Source organism: Synergistaceae bacterium, assembly GCA_021372895.1.
Taxonomy (GTDB): Bacteria; Synergistota; Synergistia; order Synergistales; family Synergistaceae; genus JAJFTP01.
Genome location: JAJFTP010000053.1, coordinates 1 through 19,875 on the forward strand (window position 1 = coordinate 1; position 19,875 = coordinate 19,875).

Genomic DNA, 19,875 nt, shown 5'->3' on the forward strand with positions numbered 1-19,875 from the left:
ATACGCAACGATACTTCGTGAAGCTATATATAACGCCCGTTTTCGCAGGTTCTACTCTGCGGAGGCAGTTATCGGCCTGGATGAAGATTTTATGGTCAAAGCGCATATTATGCTGCCCGAAGGTTTTGAGAACAGTATCTACAGCTGGATGTTAAATTTCCAGTATATGAACGATGAGTACCGCGCACGCTATGCCAACTCCCGTCCGCTCCCGAATGACGGAGATATTTTTGTTTTTGTGGACCCGGAATGGGAGCATCCCGATTACCCTCTCGGCCTTGCGTTTTTTTCTCCGGAACAGAATTGCGCCGCGATACTCGGAATGCGCTATTTTGGTGAGTTCAAGAAAGGGACTCTGACCCTCGCATGGGGGGCTGCGGCAAGAAACGGATATGCCTCATGCCATGGCGGACTTAAACGCTATGAACTGAAAGACGGCAGCAGTAAAAAGTTCGTTCTTGCCGTGTTCGGCCTATCCGGCTCCGGCAAGTCGACAATAACCCACGCAAAACATAACGGCAAGTATGATGTTACCGTGCTCCATGATGATGCAGTGATAATAAACGTCAAGGAGAAGTATGCGATAGCCCTTGAACCGGCTTATTTTGATAAAATGCAGGACTATCCGATCGGCTGCGAGGATAACAAATTTCTGCTTACCCTTCAGAATTGCGGCGCGGTTCGCGATAAAGACGATAAATTGATCGTTGTCAGCGAAGACATCCGAAACGGCAACGGGCGTGCGGTCAAGTCACGTTTCTGGTCGCCGAACAGGATCGACCGCATAGATGAGCCGCTCAACGCAATATGCTGGCTGATGAAGGATCCGACGCTGCCTCCGGTCGTTAAACTTACAGGGGCGTCCCTTGCGGCTGTTATGGGTGCGACTCTTGCAACGCGCCGCACTTCCGCGGAGCGTCTCGCCCCAGGTGTCGACCCGGATGCACTTGTGATCGAAAGTTATGCAAACCCATTCAGGACATATCCGCTTGCTATGGATTACATCCGGTTCCGTACCCTCTTTGAGGACGGAGTTGACTGCTATATCCTCAACACCGGTTCTTTTATGGATAAGAAGGTCCAAAAAAACACAACGCTTAAGATACTTGAGACAATAGTGGAAGGCACGGGTAATTTTGTCCCGCTCGGAGGTATTCCAGGTATGGACATACTTAAGATACCGGGATTCGAGGTCGATTTTACAAATTGGACGTACAAGCAGCATTTTATAAACCGCATGAATGACAGGCTCAAGTTCATCAAGTCCTGCGAGACTGATAACGGTGGAATGGATGCCCTGCCGCCCGATGCGCAGGAGGCACTTAAGTCTGTCATCGACTACCTGAAGAAGAAGTAAAATAATCGCGGTTACATTTATTTGCCCGCTGATCCACAAAATAGCGGGATATTCGCGGCAGGTTATCCAAAGGATGAAAAAACACTTTTGGAATCTGCCGCTGATTTTTATCCGCGCGTATGCTTCTTTATGCTATCCTTTACGTAAAATTTATCCGCAGGAGGGATATCAATGGACATAAAGACGTTCGGCGTCGAGGATTGGATGAACAAATACGAGGATGGCGCTAGATATAACATAGCAGAGACCTGTGTCGAGTCTTTTAAAATAGGGGAGCTTCTCGATATAGCCGGGGAAAGTGAAGATTTTCTCGCAAAATTGTTGGACACCAAGCTCACTTACGGCGCTATACCGGGAAGTATTGCCCTCAGAGAGGAAATTACCGGTTTATATCACACGAAAAAGACAGTTGACAATGTGATCATAACCAATGGCGGGATCGGTGCCAATTTCCTGGCCCTTTTTACGCTTATAAAGCCTGGTGACGAAGTTGTAGCGCTCTACCCGACCTATCAGCAGCTCTATTCGCTGCCTGAGGCCTTTGGCGCGAAGGTCCGCCGTCTGCGCCTTGAACCAGAGGATGGTTTTATGCCTGACCTCCAAAAACTCCGTACCCTAGTAAAATCAAATACAAAAGCGATTATCATGAATACGCCAAACAACCCAACCGGTGCATGTTTCGGAGAAAAAACGATGATGGAAATAGCAAAAATAGCGGATAGTGTCGGAGCGTGGGTATTGTGCGACGAGGTTTACAGGGGGCTTGAACATGCCGGCAGTTATAGTATCCCGTCGATAGCAGATATATACGAGCGCGGCGTGGGGACCTCCAGCATGTCAAAAGTATACTCTCTTGCCGGGCTGCGCCTCGGATGGATAACGGGTCCGGAGGAATTTATCTCGGATTGTTTCAAACACCGTGATTACAACATAATCAGCTGCGGTATGATAGATGATGCGCTTGCCCTTATCGCGCTCAAAAACAGGGAAAAAATTCTGGAGCGCAGCATGAAGATTGTTCTGGATAACAAGAAAGTACTGGTCGACTGGGTGGATAAGACCGACGGTGTAAGTTTTGTAGTACCGAAATCGGGAACGACCGCGCTGATTAAATATGATGTGCCGATGGAGTCGGAGGACTTCTGCAGCAAAATGTATGATTTTAACGGTGCGTTTGTTGTGCCGGGGAGTTGTTTTGAATTTGAAAACCACTTCCGCATTGGTTATGCTCCGAAGATGGATGTGCTTAAAAAAGGCCTTGCAGCTGTGGCTGAGTTCCTTGATACACTGACACAGGGATAATAAAGAGGGGACAGTATAGATTCAAGCGTCTATGTACAGGCTGGTTGCAAGTTCAAAGGCAATCCGCGAAATTCTGCCGGCTGCCTTTGAACTTTTTATGTCTGCCCCCTTCATTTTTAATGAGTTGGGAACTTCGTACCACCTGCTTTGAATGAAAACAGCATAAAGGTCATAAACGATATCAAAACGCCGGGCAGTATCGGATGCATTGCCCCAAGAATGCCGGGAGCGGCAAAACCGGCTATTTTGGAAGATGTAGGTGCATAAGCGAACAGATACCAGGCTATGGTCCCGGCGAAACCGCATACGGAGGACATGAATGCCGCGCTTGGACCGGCCTTTGGTCCCTGGATCAATAGTGCAAGGTATGGCACTATTATCGCGCAGGCCAGGAGTGTCCAGCTTGTAGTGCAGATAAGCGCAATGATTGAGGAACTCTTCAGTGCGAATAATCCGCAGGATGCAGTGCAGAGTATGACGACGATACGCCAGGACCAGCCGGAAAGCTGCCTTCCAAAAACGTCCCGTCCGAGGCTTCCGCTTGCAATGTGGAGCAATGCCGATGCAGTGGATAACGAAGCCGACACGATAGCCAGAGCGAAAAGCTGTTGGCCAAAGGCAGGTAGAAGCATATGCACGAGAGTCGGCATTACCGTGTCGGGGTTCGTTATTTCAGAACCGAGCAGGAGCCTTGAGAGTGCGCTTGCGAAGTAGGCTCCGCCCACCACTACAGAGAGCGCGAGCATTGCCATCGGAGCGGTCTTTTTTGTCTCAGCCGCGCTTTTTAGCGCGAAGTGGCGCTGTATAAGCTGCGGCTGAGCCCATATCCCTACAGAAGTTACTATTGTAAGGAATATTATGTTGAGTCCTGTCGGCCCATCGCTCAGCGCCATGAAACCCCTGTTGGCTCCCTCTGTCGGAGGCATGGCGGCCAAAGCCTGTATTCCGGCAACAGGGCCGCCGACAGCCTTAAGCAGTGCAATGACAAGCATACCAACGCCGAGTACCATGATAAGTCCCTGTACAGCTTCAGTGTACAGCACACCGCGAAGCCCGCCCCAGACGACGCTCATCCCTACTATTAAAACCAATACAGCCAGAGCTGCCTCAGGTGAAATCGGCACCACCCCTGATACCATAACGGCTGCTCCCTTGAACACAGCAGAACCGTATACCACCAGGAGCACTGTCGATATAATGCCAAGGAACTTCTGCAAAAGCGGTGTTTTGTATGCCTTGGAGAGAAGTTCCGCAGGTGTCCTCGAATCAAGTTTTCTCTGCCAGATCCTTGTCGGCCAGGCCAGGTAACGGTAGACGAACCAAGTCCCGAGCCAGACATTCCCGGCCGCGATAAGAAGCATCTGCATACCGAAAAGATAGCATAACCCCCCGAACCCGACAAGAGCAACAGCGGATATATATGTTGCGACATATGCCAGGGCCTGTATAACGATACTGACCTTGCCTGGCAGAAGGGCGTCTCTGCTGCGCGAGTATTTTGCGATCAATATGAGCAGGACAGCGTAGGCTATCCAGAGCGGGGCGAACGTGAACATCTTACTTTGCCTGCCTTAATATTTTGACGATAGACCAGCCGGTGCTCCAAAGAAGTGACACTCCTGAGAAAAATACCCACATATCTGTTTCAAACATTTGTATATCCCCTTTCTCATTATATTGGCTTGATCGTGGCGCAGTACTTAAAGATATCCAGCCAAGCTTTGCATCAGGAGCAATTCTTTGGCTGTAAGATAAAAAAAGACCGCCGGCTCCCCGAGCCGGCGGTCTTTGAAGTACTTGCTTGCTAACATGATACTGCTTATGCTAAGCTTGACTTCGCGGAAAACACCAATTGCCCCGAGGCACGATGGCAGCGAGAGTAAGTATAAGCATAATAATAAGAACGTATTTCAGATATTGTTCCCCGCATATCCATAAGCCTCCTTTGAGTCTAGGGATAGGTGCCTGATTTTTTATTCAGGCGATGATACATCCACTTTATCACAGTGTCAAGTGTTAGTGTTAAAATCTGTTAGTGTTTTTGATCTATTGCCCTTATCGGGAGGAACGACAATATGCGCTATGTCGGAGCAGTTTCAATCGGGATCCGCTTGCAGGTTACCAGGCGCGGTGCCGATATAATAGGGACCATTTCAGACAGTGTTATAAAGGCATCTCAGTCCGCAAGAGACTCGTTTAATTGCCGCGACAGGTTAGGCCATCCCACGTTTGGCACGAGACCATGGCGATTTACAGACCTCATTGGTTCTTTATGTGACCTTACTTCAGGTCAGTGTGACAAAGGGACCCCGGTTATAACATATACAGTGCTATTACGGCAGTTACCTCGATGACTGAAATAGATAACGCTATACCTTTCAGCGGCATAGACCCCAGAGGACGGCTCAAATTCAATGTCCTCCTTGAGATGTTTCAGGAGATGGCGGACATTGATGCCTCAAAATACGGGCTGTCGGTCAGACAGACGCTTGAGCACAACATAACCTGGGTCCTCCGGAAATATCGCATAGACCTGAAGAAATACCCTGTGGAAGAGGATGGGGCAATAAGGATAAAGACCTATGCCGAACCCTGCCATAACCTCTTCTCACTCCGTTCGTTCATGCTCTGGGATTTAAGAGGGGAATTTCTGGGCTCTGCCTATACATGGTGGGTCCTGCTGGATTTTATCAAGCAGCGTCCGATACGTCTTGACAAGTGTGAGCTGATGACAGCGTTTATGGAACAGATATCTGAAGAACTTCCCCGGGATGTCAGGGTACCCGAACTCAGGAAGGCGCAGATGGAGGAAGTATGGAAAGTCCGCTGGCAGGACCTCGATGTCAACGGCCATACGAACCATGCCGTTTATTTCAGCTGGGCCCTGGATACAGTTCCGGCGGAAGTGCCTGAAAATATGGTCCCAATGCTTGTGGAGGGGGAGTTCTTACATCCTGTCCCGAGGACAAGAGTGAGATGCCTGTCGGAAGAGATCACATCGGATAATGGAAGGGCTTTTTTGCATTCCCTCCGGCACATAGATGAAAATACTGAATATGCCAAACTAAGTTCCATATGGAGATGACCGTTGCGCATAAATAGCGATATGCGAAGAGAAGGCGCTTCTGCCGATGTATGCAGGAGCGCCTTCCGTTGGTGGTCTGCCTATGACTTTATGATTTTTGAGACTATTTCTTCCGCCTCTTCGTTTATAGTCTGCAAATGCTCCTTGCTTTTAAAACTTTCCGCATAGATTTTGTATATATCCTCGGTGCCGGATGGGCGTGCGGCGAACCATCCGTTCTCAGCAATTACCTTAAGCCCGCCGATCGGTGCGCCGTTGCCTGGGGCAGATGTGAGTTTCGCCGTTATCTTTTCCCCCGCCAGGGTTTCTGCCGGAACGTCTGACGGAGATAGCGCTTTGAGGCGTTTTTTTTCTTCAGGTGTCGCCGGGGCGTCTTTGCGCGAGTAGAACGGATGCCCGAATTTTTCAGTGAGCGCGGCGTAATGTTCGGCGGGGTCTTTGCCGGTTACAGCCATGATTTCAGCGGCGAGCAGGCTCATTATGAAGCCGTCCTTGTCCGTTGTCCATACAGCGCCGCTTTTTCTAAGGTATGTCGCCCCTGCGCTCTCTTCTCCGCCAAAGCCAAGCATTCCGGAGAGCAGGCCGTCAACGAACCATTTGAACCCCACAGGTACTTCGTAGAGATGTCTGCCCAGTGAAGCAGCAACTTTGTCTATCATCGAACTTGAAACGAGAGTCTTGCCGACCATGGCATTTTCATTCCAGCCGTTGCGATGTGTAAAGAGATATTCTATCGCTACGGCAAGGTATGCGTTTGGCTGCATGAGCCCGCTGTGAGTTACTATGCCGTGGCGGTCATAGTCGGGGTCATTGCCGAACGCCACGTCGTAACTGTCTTTGAGCGCAACCAGGTTTGCCATCGCGTACGGGGAAGAGCAGTCCATGCGTACCTTGCCGTCATGGTCGAGCGGCATAAAGGAGAATGTCGGATCAACGTCCTTATTTACAACCTCAAGGTCCAACCGGTATCGTTCAACGAGAGGTTCCCAGAAGTGTACGCCGGAGCCGCCAAGCGGGTCAGCCCCGATTTTAAGGCCGGATGCGCTGATGGCGTCCAGATCCAGGACATCTGCAAGCCCTTCAATGTAAGGCATAATATAGTCTATAAAACGTACGTTAGGCGCCGAGAGCGCTTTCTTGAAATCCATACGTTTTACACCGCACAATTTTTTGCCAAGCAGTTCGTTTGCGCGCTTCTGAACTGTCTCGGTGATATTTGTGTTTGCCGGGCCTCCGCTCGGCGGGTTGTACTTGAAGCCGCCATACTCGGGCGGGTTATGCGACGGTGTGATCACGACTCCGTCGGCAGTCGTGGCGCCGGTGTTTTTGTTCCAAGATAGGATCGCATGCGAAATCACAGGCGTCGGCGTGTAGTCAAATCCGCTCTGCAGGCGTATCTCGATGCCGTTGGCGGCGAAGACCTCGATACTTGTGCGCAGTGCCGCTTCCGAGAGGGCATGTGTGTCCATGCCTATAAAAAGCGGCCCGGTAATGCCGTTTTCGGCCCGGTACTCAGATATTGCCTGTGATATAGCAGCGACATGATCCTCATTGAAGCTTTGTTCAAAAGAGGATCCCCTGTGTCCTGATGTCCCGAATGAAACGGCGTCTGCCTTTTCCGCAGGGTCAGGATGTTCTGTATAATACGAAGAGATTAGCCTGGGTATGTTTATCTTTATTCTTTCCGGCATTATGACCGCCCCTTTAAATTTATTTTATCCTGTTTCCTGTATAAGGTGTACGACATTAATAGGTGAAGTTTCAAATATTTTTCGCCATGGAGAAAGTAGGGATCGCTTAAAGAAAAAACATCCCTATTCCGCCGGATCCAGATCCGCATCATATGGTTTGATATCAAGTACGGGTGTGCCGTCCAACATATCCACGCCCCTAAAAGTCAGGTTTTTCCCGTCGTTCTTCGTAAATTTCACGATCGACATGCCGATGCCATTTGGCCGGTTGGGTGAACGCGTCGAAAACACGCCGATAGGGAGTTCGCTTTTGTGCGTGATCGGACGCAGGTCGAAGCCTTCGGATTTGTGAAAATAAAACAGGACGATACCGTATGTGTTCGGACGGATATCCATAATACCCTCTTTATATTCTTCCAACATCTCAATGACACCTGTCTCGTCCTCCGCGTATTTGCTTTGTCTTGCGATGCCATCTTTTGTTTTGAATGAAGACCGAATAAAGCCGATAGGTTTCATTGTGATTTCCATGCCGTTCTTGCCTCCTGGTTTCGAAGATGTCCCGCCTACGATCCTCCATCCGTATGATAGCACAGATGGCGCAGGCTCCGTAACCGTGAAAGTGTGCCGGCTGCTTGCTTTTGATTTGTTCGTAGGAAGGGGGATATACTGTTTGTTCCAGCACTAACAGGAGTCTCAATGAAATTGCTGACTTGATTTGACACTATCGCATACAGGGACATTTTCCCACTAAGGCAATATAATAGTGGCTGAAAAGATCAGGGGGTGCGCCGGATATGTATTTGGTAATTATACTTGCGGTTGCCGTGTTGTTTATCGCTGCATACGTCATCGCAACAGTCTCCAAACTTAAAGACAACAGCGGTGCGATGGAGCAGATAGCCCGTGAACTGATGGTGAGGCTGCAGAAAATTGAGGGCAGGCTTGAAGACACGGAACGCGGAATACAGGAAGAGCTTGTGTCTATGAGAAAGGAACAGCGCGAGGATGCGCGCGCAGGACGCGAGGAGCAGGCCAGGGGCATTTTGTCTCTCGGAGACACTCAGGCACAGAGGATAAAAGAGATCGGCGACCTCCAGAGGGAGAGCCTGAGCTCTCTTTCTCAGCAGCTTACGAACATAAGCCGCCTTAATGAAGAAAAGCTGGAGGCGATCCGCGCGACGGTCGAGACTAAGCTTCAGGAGTTGTATAAAAGCAATGAGGAAAAACTTGAGAAAATGCGCGCGACTGTCGATGAACAGCTCCATTCCACGCTTGAAAAACGTCTCGGAGAAGCGTTCACAAATGTCTCCGAACGGCTCGAACAGGTCCATAAGGGGCTTGGAGAGATGAGGGCGTTGACGTCCGATGTGGGTGACCTTAAAAAAGTGCTGTCCAACGTCAAGGTGCGCGGGATGTGGGGGGAGATGCAGCTTCATGCGCTGCTGGAACAGATACTTACGCCGGACCAGTATGCGGAAAACGTCGCAACCAGGCCCAATTGCAGCGAGAGGGTGGAATTTGCCATATCCCTTCCCGGCGCCGGCGACGGAAGCGCACCTGTGTGGCTTCCCATAGACTCCAAGTTCCCTCTTGAGGACTACCAGCGTCTTGTCACTGCGTCAGAGGCAGGAGATGCGGTTTCTGTCATTGAAATCCAAAAATCACTGAAACAGCGCGTGATTGAAGAGGCGAAGACGATAAGAGACAAATATCTTGAACCCCCTTACACTACGGACTTCGGTATCCTCTATCTGCCCGTCGAGGGTCTTTACGCCGAGGTGCTGCGCATAGATGGTCTCAGCGATATGCTTGCACATGATTACAGGGTCGTACCTGCAGGTCCCACAACTGTGACCGCTTTGCTCAACAGCCTTCAGATGGGGTTCAGAACTCTTGCGATAGAGAAACGTTCAAGCGAGGTATGGATCCTTCTTGGCAAGGTAAAGACGGAGTTCGACAGGTTCGGCGGCGTGCTCGAAAAAACTAAGCAGAAGATAGATCAGGCGGGGAAAGAACTTGAAAGGGCCGGGGCACGTTCTCGCGCCATCACTCGTGCGCTCCGCGATGTTCAGGGTCTTCCCGTGACAGGCGAAGAGGGATTTGTGCAAAACGAGCTTGACGATGGTGAGATGAAGGAAGAATAGCGGTTTTTTGTGCGTTTTTTGTTCTTGTCTCCAGATAACCAAGAGACGTAAGTCTTGCCAGTCCAGAATGATGGTCTGGCAGACTGTTTTGTCCTCTATGGTTTTGCATAACGCCCGATAAAAAGTATCGCACCGGATCGGTTGTCCCTTATCATAAAAATAAACGGCCTGTCTGCGCGGAATATTATCGTTTCCCCGTGCGGCTGGAGCGACGTCTTCATCATTATTACGGCTGTTGCAGCAGCTGCTTCAGTTCCTTCTTCTCCTACCTCGATAAACGCTTTGTGGATGACACTGCCGATGTACATGTTGTACTTGCCGTTCATGCCCGAGAAATCTGCCTTATCCGGACTGAATGCTGATGGCATCCCCATCTGTCCAAGAGCTTCAGATAATTCGAAGGACTGTTCCATCTTGAACTTGGGGATCGTGATGCTTACTTTTTTCAGAGACATGGATTTGATCCATGAGTCGAGTTCTTTCAAGCTAAGATTGCTTTCTGCTGATTTGAGGCCAGTTGCTTTATCCGGAAGGATGACCAACATTGAGAATCTTCCGTCCTTATAGGGTAGTTCCGCAATCTCTGTTCCACTGATTTTTGCATAATTTATCCTGTCAGATGTTTTATTCATCATTAATGTTGGTATGGATCTGTCATTTGCGACCCAGAACGGCATTACGCGCGAATCGCCGGCCTCAAATTTCTCAAGCCAGTCTGACCTGAAGTAAACCGCGTTAGTCAGCACCATCTGCGTATCCTTCTTAAGTACGCCTACGCCTATGAGATCCTTTATCTTTTCGTGCGTTTGCTTTTCCACCCATTTATTTATTGTTTTGCGTGCTTTTTCAGGACTTGCCCGATAGTTCAGCGGGATAAGGGCCGCTCCGTAGTAGTTTTTGACCGTATCAACATAGTCCGCGAGAAGTTTTTCCTGTTTTGCCGGCCATATCGCATTCGCCGTGTCCATCTCGGCGATATCGTCTGATACGGAGTTCAGCTCGCTGATGAGCGCTGACATGCTTCTATGGATGTCAGGGTCCAGGTAGAGGACATTTTCCATCTCTGCGGCGGTACTGCCGCGGGCTCCGGCGTATGAAGCCGCAAGTGCTGCAGATATGCTGTAAGGCGAGAAAAAGAGGTTGCCGGTTTCTTTTTCCGAAAGATTTTTGTAGAGTCCTAAGGCAAATCCATTGACAGATCCCGCCGCTTTCTTGCTGAGCGCGGCCGGTCTCGCACTGAGTGCGCCGGTTTCTACCGCGGTAAGTCCGGCGCGGATCGCGCAGTCCTCGAGATCTGTTCTTATTTTGTTGAAATCATAGCCCAGAAAGATAAACTCGGACTTATAGCCGTTTATTAGCTGGCGCATACTCAGAAGCTCATCCTGTCCCATTTTTAGAGGGTCACGCTCTATTGTATCAAGTGCCATAACAACCATTGAAACCACCTGTTCCGCATTAAATGCGCTCTTGCCGGGTACGACCTCTTCGTCCAGCAGTCCTTTGATATGAAGGGTTTCAAGTGAATGGTAAGTCCAGTGGTATGGCGGAATCAGCTTCGACGTGTCAGCTGACGCGCACATGGCTGTCACCAACACAGATAGAATTGTGATCAGGACCAGCAGTTTTTTCATTTGTAAAGTCTCCTCAGTTCTTAATCTACAGCTGAAGATTATAGGTGAAAAAACATAGATCACGGCTGGTATTCATGCTGATTTTATTTCAGGCATTTTGCCTGTGCCGGATGAGGTGGTAGAATTATCTGGTCTGTTTCAGCGTTCTGTAGTTTTTTATGTTTTACCCAGAGCAGAATAGACGCATGCATGTTTATGGGCAGATTTGTTTTTTTAGAGAGGCTTTGTGTATATTGAGGTAATAATTTAAGGGGGAGTTAAAATGCCGGCATTGATAGTTGATCCAGCAAAGTGTACTAAGTGTGGTATATGCGTGAAAATTTGTCCTGCAGATATAATCCGGTTTGGTGAGGCAGGCTTGCCGGAAATGGATGCAAAGGAGATACGGAACTGCATAAAGTGCGGCCACTGCGTGCTGTTCTGCCCCAGCTGCGCTGACAGCCTTTCATTCCAGAAAAATGAAGAACTTGCAGAGGTGTCGGGTCTCGCAATGCCCTCAAAGAAAGAAGGGCTGAACCTGCTCAAGACGCGCCGCAGCATCCGCTGTTTCAAGGAGGGACCGGTCCCGAAGGAGGTCCTTGCGGAGATATTCGAGGCCGTGAGGATGGCGCCTACTGCAAGCAACAGTCAGATGGTTCGCTGGATAGTCTCAGATGATCCGGAGAAGACAAAGGAAATAGTCAACCTGATACTTCGCTGGCTGCATGATGAGATGAATAAAAAAACAACGTCCCGGCTCTCACTTATAGCATCGCTTATGATTGAAAAAGCAAAGGAAGGAAAGGATGGTCTGCTGCGCGGCGCGCCTCAGGCTGCTTTTGCCGTTGTCCCTAAGGATTACGGGTGGCCGGAGGATGGAGCGATCGCGCTTACATACCTTGAACTGGCAGCTCACAGTATGGGAGTAGGTGCGTGCTGGGGAGGATTTCTGACGATGGCTGTAAGAAATTTCAGCGATCTGCGCAATTTCCTTGGGATCAATGAGGACGAGCATCTATGCGGGGCTCAGATGCTCGGATATCCGCAGCTTAAGCCGGTGAGACAGTTCCCTCCGCGCAAAAATCTCAATATAACCTGGCTTTAGATGTGTCTGCATGCATGTTCCAACTTTTCCGGTTATTGATTTATAATGTACATGCCACATTTTAAACTATTTATGAATAGCACGTCTGTTCCAGGGGGTGTCAAACATGCCGCAGAACGAATATAAGCTTGTCGCTACGATAAGGGTCCGCTACAGTGAGACTGACCAGATGGGCGTCGTTTACAACGCCAACTATCTCGACTGGTTTGAGGTGGCTCGTACTGAACTGTGCCGCGCGTGGGGGATACCGTATACAAAATGGGAGGAAGACGACCTTACGCTTCCGGTTGTAGAGTGTCGCTGTCGTTATAAACATCCGGCCCGCTACGACGACCAGATACAGCTATGGTGCCGAGTCTCAGAGATCAAGATACACAGCGTCACGTTCGAGTACAGGGTGCTGCGTGCGACCGATTACAAACTTATTGCGGAAGGCTGGACGAAGCATGGCTGCACAAACCGCGAGGGACACCTATACAGAAAGGAACATCCATTCTATCTTTGGATAATATCTCAGAACTCGGAAGATGCAGCCGAAGCCAGGTAGTTATCCAAACAGAAACGCCTTCTCTCTTGTTGAGTTAATCATTGTCCTGCTTATAATAATAACGCTGTCCGGCGGGATCACAGTTGCTACGATGGGCGGCGGTATAAACGAAGATTCGGTTATTCAGAGAGAGGCCGATGATCTGGTTTTATGGCTCTCGGACAGAATGGCGATGGCTCAGACAGAGGAGTGCGGTTTCAGACTTTATGTGCTCGGACACGGGGGCTCTGCTGTAAATGCGGACCTGACCATCATCTGGCTTGGAGGCAGACTTGCAAACACAAGCGAAACATACAGGAGCGCAAAAGCGTATATATGGCCGGAATCACAGGTCAACCAGTTTTACTACGACGGAGAGTGGCAGACACTGACACCTGCGCTTACCATGAGTGTAAAACCGATGCCGCCGTCGAAGGGTAAAAAGCTTTATGTCATAGTATCAGGGACCGGATATATAAGGGTCAGCACAAAGAGCCAATAGCGGGGTTAAATCCAGAGGAGTGCAATTTTATGGAGAGAAAGCATTCATGGCAGCATGAAATAGATTTTAAGTGCATATTCGGCATATGGCCGTTCAGGAGGACACTTGAGATAACCCCGGATTGTTTTGTGTGGTGCGGAGAGATGATCCCTCTCAAAAAGATAACAAGGATCCGCTGGGGAATAGACCAGAAACGTGGCGGCATCTTGCCGAGACGCGTATGTGTCGCTACGTTCGGCACGAAGGATCGTGAGTTCACAATCAAGACTAAGCAAAAGGATTTCTATGAGCACATTACAGACAGATATTGGAAGGCTGTGGGCAGAAGGCTTCTGTCGGAAATGCTCAGCGGACTTAAAGAGGGCAGAAAATACAGTTTTGGAGATTTTGCGGTTACCGACGGAGGCATCACGATAACAGACAAACCTCTCCTCGGCCGCCCGGAGGAAAAGTTCTATGCATTCGAAGAACTTCAGTGGGGCATAGTAAACGGCAGTCTCTGCTTTGCTCCTCTCAGCATGCCGCAAAAACTTCTGGCGGGGGCTTCCTTCCTATGGGTGGATAACGTTTGTCTGCTTAACGTGGCCCTCGGGATCATGATGCACAGTAAAAACAAGACGCGATTAAGCGCTGTGTCGGGAGTTATATAACAGCTTCAAACTGAAATTTTCCCATATATATGTTTAGGATCGATATCATCCATTTTCTTTGTCCCAGCCGGAATTTTATAAATGGCTGTCTGAGTTTTTTGCTGTTGCCGCACAACAGGACAGACCAGCCCCCATCCACCCACTCTTGCTGCCCTCTCAATGTCCCTTTAAACCCTATATCCGCGCGGAGTATTAAATGTGACATGTTGGTTCACGCCTTTCCTTATTGAATATGGAGGTTCTTATGAGGTTAAATTTAATGCGGGATTATGAGAGGTGTTTTATATATATCTCTTTTATCGCAAAATCTCATAGATACAAAATCATATTCAAGGAGGAGATTGCATGAGACTTGAAATAGGCAGCTTCAAGGTAAAGGACATAGTCTTCGGAGATAAGACCGCTTTTTGCGACGGCATCCTGAAGGTGGACAAAGAAGACGCCCTTCGTGTTGTCTGTGAAGATAGTCATATTACAGATGCGGATCTTGTAATAGTTCGTCCCGGAGACAAGGTCAGGCTTTGCCCCGTGAAAGAGTCTGTGGAGTTCAGATGCAAGGTAAGCGGCGGTCAGGGAGCGTATCCCGGGGTTACTTCCCCGCTTGGACAGGCGGGTATGGGAAGGACACACGTCCTCAGCGATGTCTCTCTTCTTTCCGTAGGGAAGCACTGGGGCGGGTTCCAGGATGGTCTTATCGACATGTACGGACCTTTTCAGCACTACACCATCTGGGGTGACATGGTGAACCTCGTCCTAGTTGCCGATACCGATGAGATCTTCGAGCAAAGGGAACAGCAGAAGAAAAACCACGCGATCAGATGGGCTTCAATGCGCCTAGCTGAGTACATCGCCGAGTGTGTCCGTGAGTTGGAGCCTGAGACGCTTGAAGTCTATGATCTTCCTCCGATGCCAGACCGTGACGAGAAGACGAAGGCTCTTCCCGGTGTAGTCTATATACTTCAGCCCCAGACGCAGATGGAAGCCCTGGGATATAATACGCTTGTGTACGGATGGGACGGAAACAGAATGCTTCCTACATACATGCACCCGAATGAGATCCTAGACGGATGCCTCATTTCCGGCAGCTTTATGCCCAGCTCTTCCAAAATATCCACATACGAATTCACTGCCAATCCTATGATAAAGCGCCTGTTCGCCGAGCACGGCAAGACTATCAACTTCCTTGGAGTTATTCTTTCGACACTTAATCCGAAGATGGAGGAGAAGGTCCGCTGCGTACAGATGGCAGGACAGATTGCAGTCAACCTGGGTGCAAAAGCGGCTGTTGTTGCGGAAGAAGGCTACGGCAACCCTGATGTGGACTACACGGCAATGCTTGTAGAACTTGAAAGGCTGGGAATTAAGACTGTCGGCATTTCCGACGAATCTACAGGAAGAGACGGCGGCTCGCAGCCCCTTGTTTCAATGAATCCTGCTACAGACGCACTTGTGACCACAGGAAACGTCTCCCAGTTCTATGAGCTTCCTGCGATGGAAGTGATTGGCGAGCTGGAAGCTCTGGCACGCGACGGTAACTCAGGCGGCTGGGAAGGGTGCATCAATCCGGATGGCTCGTGCGTTATGGAAAATAACGGTATGTTCTGTGCCAACCACATCAGCGGTTATTCAAAGAGAACCTGCGCTGATTTCTAAATATTTTAGGAGGCGTATAAGATGAAAGCCATTCATTACATAAATCAGTTCTTTGGTCAGGTTGGCGGTGAGGATTCCGCCGATTGCAAGCCCATTTTTCACGATGGTCTTGTAGGCTGCTCAAACATGCTCAACAGCATGATGCCACACATTGATCTGACTAATACATTTGTGGTCGGAGACAACTATGTGACAAACCATACGGATGAAGCTTTGTCTGAGATATTCACATGGCTTGATACAAAAGAATTCGATATCTTCTTCGCCGGGCCAGCATTTATGGCGGGGCGCTACGGAGTAGGCTGCGGACTTGTCTGTAAAGCTGTTGCGGAGCGTTACAACGTGCCGGCCATCACATCAATGAACGAAGAGAATCCAGGAGTCGAGGAATACAGACGTTCATGCTTCATATTTAAGGGCGGAAGAAAGGCAACTTTCATGAAGGACGACCTTGATCTGATGGCTAAGTATGCCGAAAAGATAGCGACAGGCGAGACGCTTCTTACCGCAAAGGAAGAGGGCTACTTCCCGCGCGGCATTCGCAGTGAGATCCCAGCTCCCAACGGCCTCATGGCCGCCGACCGTGTAATTGATATGCTACTTAAGAAGATCGCAGGAGAGCCTTTCGAGACAGAACTTGTCATACCGAAAATGGACAAAATCCCTCCCGCACATGCGGTAAAAGACCTCAGCAAGTGCACCATAGCCCTTGTCTCTTCAAGCGGTGTCGTCCCCATTGATAACCCAGACAGGATCCAGAGTGCATCCGCCCAGAAGTGGGGCAAGTACAATATAGCCGGTAAAAACAACCTCCCGGCAAGTGAATATAAGACGATCCATGCAGGGTTTGACCCTGAGGCAATGTGCAAAGTTCCTGACAGAGGCATTCCTGTCGATGCGATGCGCGTGTATGAAAAAGAGGGCAAGTTTGCTAAGCTGCATGATTATTTCTATACAACGGTCGGGACAGGTACGACACAGAACTATGCCGCAAAGTTCGGACGTGAGATAGCGGCTGATCTGATACAGGCAAATGTTGACGCCGTGATCCTCACCGCCACCTGAGGAACATGCACACGTTGCGGTGCAACGATGGCAAAAGAAATCGAGCGTGCAGGCCTCCCTGTTGTAGTGATGTGCAACCTTATCGACGTAGCAAAGACGGTCGGTTCAAACAGAATGGTACAAACAGTCTCTGTCCCATATCCCCTCGGCGACCCGCAGCTTTCACCTGAAGCAGAGTGGAATCTCCGCTATCACAGGGTTGGCGTGGCACTTGATGCCCTGGCCACAGAAATAGAAGAGCCGAAAGTATTCCCTACCAAGTATTAAGATATGTAATGAGGGTAAGGATTGGGAATTTAAATATTTCCCATCTCTTACCTTCTTTATGCAGGTACTAAAACAATACTATTGCTGCGAGGGGAGTAATAACAAATGACGGATAAATTTGATAAAAATTCGCCACAGATAGAAACAACAGGGAGCGGTACATCAGGTAAAGAGTTGAACCCTGTATATGTTATACCTATAGCCATAACATTGGCTATAGTCCTATGGGGGTTGTTCTCTCCTGCGTCCTTCGGGAGTTTTGCTCAAACCCTTAACGGAGGACTGACAAAATACTATGGCTGGGGCTACATGTTCACCATGAACATTTTTGTAATATTTTCAATAATGATTGGAATTAGCCGTTTTGGTTCCGTTCGTTTGGGTCCGAAAGACTCCCGTCCTGAATACAACAATATATCCTGGTTCGCAATGCTCTTCTCTGCAGGAATGGGGGTAGGCCTTGTTTTCTACGGAGCGGCTGAACCTCTCTTCCACTTTGGATCTACTCCTTTCGGAGCCGATGCAGGATCGATACAGGCGGCACGTGATGCGATGCAGATCTCCTTCTTTCACTGGGGGCTGCATCCATGGGCCGGTTATGCCGTAATTGCCATGCCTTTGGCCTATTATCAATTCCGCCACAACACTCCGGGACTTATTAGTTCGATATTCATACCGCTTGTTGGCGAAAAAATGGTACGCGGCAAATTCGGGAAGACGGTCGATATCCTTGCTATATTTGCCACACTTGCAGGTATAACGACATCTCTCGGACTTGGGGCACTTCAGCTCAACAGCGGTCTTAATGCGCTGTTCGGCATTCCCAAAAGTACGTTGGTACAGATTATTGTAATCGGAGTCCTTGCCGTGCTTTACACAGGTTCGGCTATCCTCGGAATAGACAAGGGGATCAAAATAGTCGCGGACTTCAATCTCTATATCTGTCTGGGACTCATGCTGTTGCTTTTCTTAGTGGGACCGACGATTCCTATAATCAACTCTCTGATGACCGGCATCGGCGATTATTTGAGCGGTCTCGTGAAAGAGAGTTTCTCACTTGCTCCCTATGGCGGATCTTATGAAAAATTCCTGAGCGGCTGGACTCTTTACTACTGGGCGTGGTGGATCTCATGGGCTCCTTTCGTAGGTTCTTTCATCGCCAGGATCTCACGCGGACGTACGATACGCGAGTTCGTAAGCGGTGTGCTCATCGTCCCTGCCCTGGGCAGCTTCACGTGGTTCGCGATTTTCGGGACATCTGCTCTGCATCTTGAACTTGTGCGTAACATTCATGTTTCTGTAGAGGTACTAAAGGACGTATCTGTAGGGATCTTTGAAATGTACAAGTACTATCCGTTAGGTTCTATAATGTCCACCGTTATGCTGGTACTTATAACCACATTTTTTGTCACATCCGCCAACTCTGGAACATTCGTTCTTTCAATGTTCTCGACTTATGGAGAATTGAATCCTCCTAAAAGCAAGATGGGGATCTGGGGCATATTGATGGCGGCTTTGGCAATAGTTCTGCTCATCTCAGGCGGACTTCAGAACCTTCAGACGATCTCCCTGGCGGCAGCCGCACCTTTCAGCCTGATAATGCTCTGTTCCTGCGCCTCTTTATGGAAAGCGCTCAATATGGATGAAAGTAACGGGACACTCTGATTGAACGACATGGAGCGCACATTACTTTTGTTTGAGCCTGATGCACCCTGCTGGGACGAAGAAACATTCGTCCTTGCAGGGGAAAGTCCGGAGACTGTATCTTATCTTTTGGATCGCGGATATATCGTGCGTGCGGGCCATGGCTATGTGCTGACAGAAGAAGGTACGGCAAAGCGTCTCGAGATGGCTGAAGAGTATTATATATCTGCTGAAAAAATACCTCCATTTGACCCTGATTTGTCGCTGTGGAATAACAGGCTGTATCTGCTGATGGAAAAGGCTTTTTTAGGACAGTTCGGCATAAAGGAATATTCTGTGAACGAAGAGTTCCCGGTTGTTCCCGGACTGAGTGCAAAAGAGCTTTATTCCGTTAAGGACGGACAAATAGAGTACACATGGCAGAGACATCCGCAAATACAGTCATTCTTATCCGCTTTTCCAAACTGGGGCGTAGGGAGCAGAAGTCTGATGCCTCCGGGAGAGAAAGAGCTCATTAAATGGGCGGCTGTAAACAGGATGTCATCGGATACGGTCAGGTTCAATGTTGTTCTGAGAAGCAGATATGATTTTGAGCTGTACAGAAAACAGGCTCCGTATCCAAGTGACAAATTTCGTCTTAAGGACGCAGACAGGCTGTTCTTTTACCGGATAACCGAGGATAATATCGATGATTTCTATGAAACTCTGGGAAAAATGCATATTTTCCTGCTTGGCCAGAGGAGGGTTTATATTCCAGGTTATGCCGATATTGACAGCCATGAGCAGGAAAACTGGACCATGATGGTGCTGGTTGCCGACGCCGAAAGGACTCTGGGATCGATTTCAAAGAGGCTTTCGGCACATGGAAAGGCTCTTATTGAACCCGCTAATCCTCTATTTATCATAGGTACCAGTATTGAGCGGCTAAGGGAACAGAACAAGCCGGAAGACACGGTATATGACTGGTTTTGTGATAGAACAGTCCATATTGCGAGGCCTGATATCTAAAGAATCTTTGGAACATATATTCAGTTTTTTCTGAAACACTGAATTTCGGGAGGCGGATCGCATTGATCGAACTTACGAAAGAAAACTGTGATGCAGAAGTACGTGAAGAGAGGGCTATGCCTGTAGTGGTAGATTTCTGGGGCCCCCAGTGTGTCCCCTGCATGGGACTCATGCCGCACTATCACGAAATGGAAAAGGAATTCGAGGGCAAGGTCAAATTCACGTCAGTCGACTGCTCTGCAAACAAAAGGGTCGCAATGGGC

General features: G+C 49.1%; 18 protein-coding genes. 14 read left to right on the top strand and 4 right to left on the bottom strand.

Annotated features, from left to right (window positions below; translation table 11 throughout):
• Both LLF78_04620 and LLF78_04625 read left to right on the top strand, forming a co-directional pair.
• Positions 1-1,357, top strand: a 1,357-nt coding sequence (locus LLF78_04620; protein ID MCE5201776.1) for a phosphoenolpyruvate carboxykinase (ATP), incomplete at its 5' end; no start/stop codon positions are given.
• Positions 1,358-1,528: 171 nt separating this feature from the next.
• Complete coding sequence (locus tag LLF78_04625) at positions 1,529-2,659, top strand: aminotransferase (protein ID MCE5201777.1); 1,131 nt, start codon at positions 1,529-1,531, stop codon at positions 2,657-2,659.
• Positions 2,660-2,775: 116 nt separating this feature from the next.
• Here the strand turns inward: LLF78_04625 and LLF78_04630 are convergent, their stop codons facing one another.
• The gene (locus LLF78_04630) at positions 2,776-4,215 is read right to left on the bottom strand and encodes a sodium:solute symporter family protein (GenBank protein MCE5201778.1); all 1,440 of its coding nucleotides are present in this window, start codon (positions 4,213-4,215) and stop codon (positions 2,776-2,778) included.
• A gap of 519 nt (positions 4,216-4,734) precedes the next feature.
• Between LLF78_04630 and LLF78_04635 the strand changes: the two genes are divergently transcribed.
• Both LLF78_04635 and LLF78_04640 read left to right on the top strand, forming a co-directional pair.
• The gene (locus LLF78_04635; GenBank protein ID MCE5201779.1) at positions 4,735-5,013 is read left to right on the top strand and encodes a coenzyme F420-0:L-glutamate ligase; all 279 of its coding nucleotides are present in this window, start codon (positions 4,735-4,737) and stop codon (positions 5,011-5,013) included.
• The gene (locus LLF78_04640; GenBank protein MCE5201780.1) at positions 5,010-5,744 is read left to right on the top strand and encodes a hypothetical protein; all 735 of its coding nucleotides are present in this window, start codon (positions 5,010-5,012) and stop codon (positions 5,742-5,744) included. The genes LLF78_04635 and LLF78_04640 overlap by 4 nt, the downstream gene beginning before the upstream one ends.
• An 80-nt stretch (positions 5,745-5,824) precedes the next feature.
• Here LLF78_04640 and pgm read toward each other — a convergent pair whose 3' ends face one another.
• Together pgm and tsaA are read right to left on the bottom strand one after the other, a co-directional pair.
• The gene (gene pgm / locus LLF78_04645) at positions 5,825-7,435 is read right to left on the bottom strand and encodes a phosphoglucomutase (alpha-D-glucose-1,6-bisphosphate-dependent) (GenBank protein MCE5201781.1); all 1,611 of its coding nucleotides are present in this window, start codon (positions 7,433-7,435) and stop codon (positions 5,825-5,827) included.
• Positions 7,436-7,558: 123 nt separating this feature from the next.
• Positions 7,559-7,966 carry a tRNA (N6-threonylcarbamoyladenosine(37)-N6)-methyltransferase TrmO gene (gene tsaA / locus LLF78_04650; protein ID MCE5201782.1) on the bottom strand — a complete coding sequence of 136 codons (408 nt, stop codon included), beginning with the start codon at positions 7,964-7,966 and terminating at the stop codon, positions 7,559-7,561.
• Positions 7,967-8,232: 266 nt separating this feature from the next.
• On the opposite strand from tsaA, the gene rmuC reads away from it, so the two are divergent.
• The gene (gene rmuC, locus LLF78_04655) at positions 8,233-9,582 is read left to right on the top strand and encodes a DNA recombination protein RmuC (GenBank protein ID MCE5201783.1); all 1,350 of its coding nucleotides are present in this window, start codon (positions 8,233-8,235) and stop codon (positions 9,580-9,582) included.
• Positions 9,583-9,677: 95 nt separating this feature from the next.
• Here the strand turns inward: rmuC and LLF78_04660 are convergent, their stop codons facing one another.
• Positions 9,678-11,213 carry a serpin family protein gene (locus tag LLF78_04660; protein ID MCE5201784.1) on the bottom strand — a complete coding sequence of 512 codons (1,536 nt, stop codon included), beginning with the start codon at positions 11,211-11,213 and terminating at the stop codon, positions 9,678-9,680.
• A 262-nt stretch (positions 11,214-11,475) separates the two neighbouring features.
• On the opposite strand from LLF78_04660, the gene LLF78_04665 reads away from it, so the two are divergent.
• The 9 genes from LLF78_04665 to LLF78_04705 form a co-directional block, all read left to right on the top strand.
• Entirely contained in the window at positions 11,476-12,297 is an 822-nt protein-coding gene (locus LLF78_04665) for a nitroreductase family protein (protein MCE5201785.1), read from the top strand.
• 106 nt (positions 12,298-12,403) lie between these two features.
• Positions 12,404-12,844, top strand: a complete 441-nt coding sequence (locus LLF78_04670; protein ID MCE5201786.1) for an acyl-CoA thioesterase — start codon at positions 12,404-12,406, stop codon at positions 12,842-12,844.
• Positions 12,825-13,325: a hypothetical protein gene (locus tag LLF78_04675; GenBank protein ID MCE5201787.1), complete on the top strand. Its 501-nt coding sequence runs from the start codon at positions 12,825-12,827 to the stop codon at positions 13,323-13,325. The genes LLF78_04670 and LLF78_04675 overlap by 20 nt, the downstream gene beginning before the upstream one ends.
• Before the next feature lie 29 nt (positions 13,326-13,354).
• Positions 13,355-13,975, top strand: coding sequence for a hypothetical protein (locus LLF78_04680; protein ID MCE5201788.1), 621 nt, complete (start codon positions 13,355-13,357; stop codon positions 13,973-13,975).
• Positions 13,976-14,320: 345 nt separating this feature from the next.
• Entirely contained in the window at positions 14,321-15,628 is a 1,308-nt protein-coding gene (locus tag LLF78_04685; GenBank protein MCE5201789.1) for a glycine/sarcosine/betaine reductase component B subunit, read from the top strand.
• Positions 15,629-15,649: 21 nt separating this feature from the next.
• The gene (locus tag LLF78_04690) at positions 15,650-16,960 is read left to right on the top strand and encodes a glycine/betaine/sarcosine/D-proline family reductase selenoprotein B (GenBank protein MCE5201790.1); all 1,311 of its coding nucleotides are present in this window, start codon (positions 15,650-15,652) and stop codon (positions 16,958-16,960) included.
• Between the two features lie 105 nt (positions 16,961-17,065).
• Positions 17,066-18,625 (top strand): BCCT family transporter, encoded by a 1,560-nt coding sequence (locus LLF78_04695; GenBank protein ID MCE5201791.1) that lies wholly within the window; start codon positions 17,066-17,068, stop codon positions 18,623-18,625.
• Between the two features lie 9 nt (positions 18,626-18,634).
• Positions 18,635-19,612, top strand: a complete 978-nt coding sequence (locus LLF78_04700; GenBank protein MCE5201792.1) for a hypothetical protein — start codon at positions 18,635-18,637, stop codon at positions 19,610-19,612.
• A gap of 62 nt (positions 19,613-19,674) precedes the next feature.
• The coding region (locus LLF78_04705; protein MCE5201793.1) for a thioredoxin at positions 19,675-19,875 on the top strand (201 nt) is incomplete at its 3' end.